General features: G+C 32.3%; 1 protein-coding gene. It reads left to right on the forward strand.

The genetic code is table 11. The annotated features are described in order from the left end of the window. Positions 1-90: 90 nt before the first annotated feature. Positions 91-6,186: a DEAD/DEAH box helicase gene (locus F3D68_RS08370; protein WP_151193991.1), complete on the forward strand. Its 6,096-nt coding sequence runs from the start codon at positions 91-93 to the stop codon at positions 6,184-6,186. The last annotated feature ends 201 nt before the right edge of the window (positions 6,187-6,387 follow it).

A 6,387-nucleotide genomic window follows, 5' to 3' on the forward strand; every position in this document is an offset into this window, starting at 1 on the left:
TAAGGTTTCACATTATCTTGATGAGGTTAAGCATCTGATAACGATAGAGTAAAAACGTAATAATCAAAACGGCTAGGAGAAAAAAGCAATATGGAGTCCATGACAAGTAACGAAATAAGATACAAGATTAGTATTAACAATGGGAGATACATTGAAAATGTAGTTCAGATTAATGATGTTGAAGAGTTACTAAAGTTTTCGACTAACATGTTCAAGCCACGTAGTAGATATTTATTTGAAATTAATGATTATGATAATTTATGCGAAATATATAGAAATCAATTAACGAAAATGAAACCTCAAAATCCCGAATTAAGTCATTATATTAAGAATAATGAATATATAGTCCGTTACTTTAAAAGATTCCAAGATCAGATTAATGAAAATTATTGTGTTTTTCAATTTTTAGGTTCATTTGCGGCTAGTTTAAAAAATGTATATATTAACGATGCCGAAGGTCAGAGACTAGCATTAGCTAGAGATACTTCTCATAAAATAATAAATGATAAGATTATTAAGATTGAATTAAATAATAATGCGAATTTCACTTTACAGCAACAGCAACAGCAACAGCAACAGCAACAGCAACAGCAACAGCAACAGCAACAGCAACAGCAACAGCAACAGCAACAGCAACAGCAGCTGTTGTATGCTAAATTTAAGAATGATGAAGATGGCGCTGTATATGCATATAATTATCCGTTTGGTAATACCAAGGCAAAATCAATAAGTAAACGGCTTTATAATGCGCTCAATAAAATAACAGATACAAATAAGATTATGTCATTTTTAATGGGGTTAGATGCTAATAAACTACCTCAAAATATTGCAATCAAAAGAACTACTGATGGTTTTGGTGATCAGAATCTGGTTTTAGATATCTCTAATACAGGAGATAACAATATAAAAAATAACATTGTGTTGGAGCGTAAGCATTATCAAAACCAAATGTTTTCTCAAGCTTCCTATAATTATGTTGAGGAAAATGCTGCTGGAACAAAGTTATTAAAAAAGTTTATTGATTTGGCGATTTATGGTGAAGAAACATCCCCTTATTTAAAAACTTATCAAATGGATTTAGTAGATGACATAAGTGGAAAAAATATAGAGACAGATTTAGAAAAAAAATATCTCACTAAATTACCACTTGATTGGTATCATGAGTTTGGTGAGTTATACAAAAATGGTGAAATAAATGATGAGATGCTCGACCATTTGAAATTATTTACGCGTGGTACTAACAAATCAATATACTATCCTAGGCAAATTTTATCTGTTTACCGTCAATACAAATCAAATATAGCCAGTGAACAAGAGATTGATGCATTAATAGAAAGCAAACCAATCTTGTCATTTAACTATCAATCAGCTCAAGAAAATGTTATCGATAGTAGTGTTATAAAATCTGATATAGACGGCGAGATATCTGAGAGGCTAAGTGGCTTACCACAATTAACAAAGTTAATATTAACTGCGCTTGACAAAGTTGATCAGTCTAATAAGAAGTTAATAAATAAGTTATTAAAAAGTGTCGAGTCACAGACAAATGCAATGGCAATTTATGCTAGGATGCAGCAAGTAGATGATAAGCTTGCAAAGAATAAAGTAGATAAAAATAACCTTAGTGTCATTATAGTAAAACAACTGAGTACCGCTGGCGTTAGCTTTAAGCAGCTAGTAGATGAATTGCATAGTGCTATAAACCAAGAATTATCCTTAAAACAGCCAAACTTAGATGCAGAGAATCCTTTAATTAAGCTTGTCCAAAAATACAACGATAACTTATTAGATGCTTTTCTCGTTAAATTAAAAATTAGTGATTTAATGAGATATGCGATTACAAGTCAAGCAGAACTAAAATTATTTGACGATGACTTCATAGTTGATTTAGCACGAAAAGACACTGATCAAATTGTGAGTGAATTTAAGCGAATTAAGCTCAATGCTGTTGATCAAATACTTGATGTGTTTAACATTGATGAAATTACTTTTAAAGGAAGAAGGGAAGATGCTAGTGAAGTAATCAAGGAGCGGATTATAAAGAAATTGAATTTTAAATTCGCTAATATTTTTATTGAAGAAATCGCACAGGGAATTGTAAATCACATAGTCAATAAAGAAGAAGTTATTACAACAAAGGATATACGTGGCGCTTGTATAATGCTTTGCGAGCAAGCCCATAAAGCTGTATTACTGGAAATAATGGGTATTACAGAAATACCTAAGCCAAACTCTGATCAATATAACGAGGGTGATTATAATGATCTACTGTTATTACTGGCAGCTGCTAACTTAAAAAATCCGTCTATTAATCATTTAAAATCACAGCTAGGCGAAATTAAAAACATTGAAATGTTACTTAGCTTGTCTAAAGAAAACAAGCAACTTGTACTTGACTCACTTGAATCTGTCTTGGCGTATTGGCAAGATCATACGTTTTTAAGTGACATAAAAAGTGAAACAATTAAAGCTGCAACATTAGATATCATTGTTAAGTTAAGAAGAAATGGCGTCGAACAGCAAATAGTTAATAAAGCAAAAGAGAAACTTACAGATCCACGGCTAGTAGTTAAATTACGTCAATATAAACTAGAAAGTTTAAAAACAGATCAATCGAAGCTCTTACTTAGTTGCTGCCAAGAATTAGAGTTTCCTCAGGCAGTAAAGGAAATAACAGTTGAAGAAAAAACAGCAGAGTTACAGAAAACTCTAGATATTTTAAATACTGTTGATCATAAACTCTTAACAAAAGACGGCGTTAGATTTATAGAAGTGCTTGTAAGCAACAGCAATAAGGCTATTAACACTAATCAGGATATTGCAGTTAATGAATATAAAGATATATATGGAAGCTTGATAAACAAGACAAACTTAGCAGAGCTTGCTAGACAGTGCCAAAAATATAATGTATCGGCTATAAGACTTCAAGATATTATAAATCGCCCAGGAAATGACTTGCAACACAAATTAGATTTAGCCTTTGATATTGACCATTCTGGCAAGCTAAAACAGGATGAGATTAAAGGTATTGACACTGTTGCAGCAGGTTTTTCTAATGTCTCAGAAAAGATAGATAATATTGTAGATCTTGGTCAAAAGCTTAGATTATTAAAAAATGAAAAGGAACTTATGAGTTCCATTCTTAATGAGGTTAAGACATATACTAATCATTTTAAGCTTGATCCAACAGCAAGGTTGCAAAAACTGCTTCATGATGATCACATACCAGATGTTTGGCGATTGTCTATCTTAAATGTATTGGTATATAGAGATAAATCTGCAGATAAAGCACAAAATCGGGGACATTTTCTGCGGGACACACAGCTAATGGTCTTGGTGTATGATTTGATTTTGAATGAAAAACCAAGTGAGGTAATTCAAAACAGCGTTAAAACAGGTCAAGGTAAATCGCTTATTAGTGCGGTAATGGCAGCTTTTCTAGCCTCAAAGAACAAAAAGATTGCTGTTGATATTATTCAGACAACAGAGTCGCTTGCAAGAGCGCATTATGATGAATTTAAGCATTTTTATGAAAGTGCGGGTGTTAATTTTAATCTTGTTACGAAAGAAGCAAATGATAAAAATATGAGCAACGAGAAAGTTACCGGTATAAACTTTGGTACAGCGCTTAATGTGATTACGGCAGATGCCAAACTAAAGGTTAATCAAAAACCGATTGATACAACGGTTATCGTTGATGAATATGATATTTTTATTAATGACAGCTCGTACTATTTGGGGACAAGTGACAAGCCTTTGGATTATGAAGATCATTATTTGCAAATGATCAATGTTTTGATAGATTTTGTTGATAGACAAGAGGTTAAAGAGAATATTTTATCTATTGATACAAGAAAATTACTCAATGAAGTTCAATCAAGTTCTGCAGAAAAAGCTGTTACAGATAGTTTGAGCACACTATTAAATAATAATGATTTGACACGATTTCGTGAGTTGTGTCGTGCAATTATACAAACAAAGTCATTAATACCTAGCCATGATAATCGTAATATTTATGTTGTTGATACACAAAATGTCGAGAAACTTAATGGTAAGGCATATGCTCAATTGATTCCAATGAAGAATAATATGCCTCAGGTAGGGATGAGCTTTACTAAAGAGATTGATTTGATTTTAAGACTTCGTATTAATAAAGAGCTATTGAATAAAAATGGCGAAAACTCGCTACAAGTACGAATGATTCGTCCTAATGATCCTGAGACTATTAATACTTTTGCATCATATGCACAAGGCAAGGTAGTTTATGGGCTAACAGGATCACCAATTGTTGATAACAATAAGGGGAAGCATATTGAATTTCCAGAGTTTGAACCATCAAAGCGCGAGTCCGAGGTTTATATAACTGGTTATCATAAGGGAAACATAAATAAACAGAGAGATGAAGCAAATGAAATCATTCTTAAGCAAATAGTTACTTTAACAAAAGATAAGAACTTAATCATTCATGTACGTAATGCAGATGAAGGAGAACTGTTAAATAAGTTGCTAAAAGAGAAGGGTCTAAATACAAAGTATGAAGTTAAAGAATTTCATGGCAGTACAGCGGGTACTGAACATGAACGTCATGCAGAAAATCAAGATGCAATTGATTTTGTTAAAGAGGCTAATCCCAATAAAAAATTTATTTTAATTACTTCAGTACTCAATCGAGGTTCGGATTTTGCTGCAGGCAAGGTCAATGAGCTAAAGACTTACTTCAATCCAAATAAGGAGGATATGGAAGGCGCTGTTGAAAGATATATCCAAGAAATTGGTCGTGTTGCAAGATCTGGGTCGGAGGGGAAAACACATACTGTGATTGGTTTTGATGAGATTATGCCATTACTATATCAGGAGATTCTCCCTGGCGTAGTGATTAATCTCCCCTATTTAGAGAAACTGGCAGAAAAGCATAATTATGAATTGCTAGTAAATACGCTACAATTGGTGACAAAGTATAGCGATGAAACAAGACAGTATAATAGAAAACTGCATGCACAGAAATCGTTGCTATTATCCCATATTAATAAACATATTGATGATCAAAACATTGAGACAGAGATAAGAGCGACACTAATAGATACTATTCAGCAGGAGTTGGAAAAGTTAACATTAGATAATCTCATAAGTGTTATTGAACAGATTAATAAAGTGTTAAAAGACTGCAAGGTTAAGCAATTAACAATAAATGCGAACAGTGTTGAAAATAATGTTGCACAGAATAAAAATAAAGAAAAACAGGTCAATGACACTTTTATTAAAATAAAGAATGACTTAATAAATAAACTTTCATTAGATCATCACAAACGTCAAAGTCTCATAGCATCAAATAATTTGCAAGACCTCATTAAGGCTACCACAGGAAATACAAAGATATCTGGCTTCGCACCTAAGACATTAAAAAATCTTAAGGATATATTAGCGAAGCAAGATTACAAAAAGTATATAACGCTAAAAGGAATCCCTAAAGAATTTGAGTGTGTGCATTTATTAGAATATGCTGATCAAGGTGAAGTTACGAGATTATATAATAGTAAAATGTTATCTTTAATGGATCTAATGGGCATTAGTGATTCGACATATAAAAAATATCAGTCATACTTAGAAAAAAAATATTATAGCAAGACTAATGTAAATCAAGTTGAGCGTTTTTCAGAGATGCAAGCTACAAAAAATATTAGCAAGCTAACGCCTCCATTGATTAAAGCATTACAGGCAAGCGATAAAAATGATTACAATAAAGTTTTAATGCTGTTAAAAAATCTCGATAGTTATGAAGTGATTCTTTATGAATTATGTTCTGAGTATAAAGATAGTCTTCTTATAAATAAGCTAAATCCATTAAAGGATTCCAACAAACAAGTTAATGATCTTGCAGTTCATCGTGCACTTATGCCGCTTTATGCTTTTTTGTCGGATCACAAGATAGGTCTTGAAAAATTTATTGCAGATTTGAAAGATACTGTTATTCCGCAAGAACAAACTAATGACAAGAACTTAAGTATTAATGCAGCAAACTTTAGGCAAAAATCTGTGAGTTCAGAAGAAAATTTAGTACTAAAGTCTTTTTCTGAAAACTTTAATTTACCTTCCCCTCAGTCAAAAATAATTATGAATAACAATAAAGAAGAGTTTATGGAATATTCATCTAGTTATCTTGAGAGTTCCAATGACACTATTAGGTGACAATTAGCTTTACCGGTCACGACAACTAGAATTGCCGGTTAAATCATGTAGGCTATTCCTTAATCAATAAAGCTGCAGATAGTTAAGATTAAGGTATGGCAAGAAAACGAGTCACAACAGAACAGGTAAAGCTATACATGAAACTCAGACAAGAAGATAAACTCACCCAGATTGGCTGCGCTGCTAAATCAGGCTTTAGTG

The sequence above is a fragment of the Cysteiniphilum sp. JM-1 genome (genome assembly GCF_008711525.1).
Lineage (GTDB): Bacteria > Pseudomonadota > Gammaproteobacteria > Francisellales > Francisellaceae > Caedibacter.

Bases quoted from the DNA above. Each gene is read 5' to 3' on its own strand.
- F3D68_RS08370 (WP_151193991.1), top strand. From the start codon at position 91: ATGGAGTCCATGACAAGTAACGAAATAAGATACAAGATTAGTATTAAC.